Here is a 278-nt window from a genome sequence, read left to right as displayed (position 1 = left end):
GCCAAGGGCGGCAATTACGAAAAGCTGGAAGTTGACGGCAAGTCGGCCGACACCTCGATCACTGACACCCAGGACACCACCAACCTGTCGCTGACCGCCAGCGATTCAGTGGATGAAGGCGGCCAGATCACCTACACGGCGACCCTGACCAATGCGGCCGGTACACCGGTCACCGTGACGCTCAGCAACGGCGCAGTGATCACCATCGAAGCGGGCAAAACCACCGGCTCCGTGACCGTCGACGCACCGAAGGACGACGTCTATAAAGATGCCGGCAC

General features: G+C 61.5%; 1 protein-coding gene. It reads left to right on the top strand.

The window, feature by feature from the left end; all coding sequences use genetic code 11:
- Positions 1-278, top strand: a 278-nt coding sequence (locus ACZ3HH_RS29745; RefSeq protein ID WP_465810126.1) for an immunoglobulin-like domain-containing protein, incomplete at both ends; no start/stop codon positions are given.

The sequence above is a fragment of the Pseudomonas sp. PME37.24/025 genome, assembly GCF_055556615.1.
Note: the sequence above shows the minus strand (reverse complement) of the source record. Positions and strands in the feature narration are given on the sequence as shown.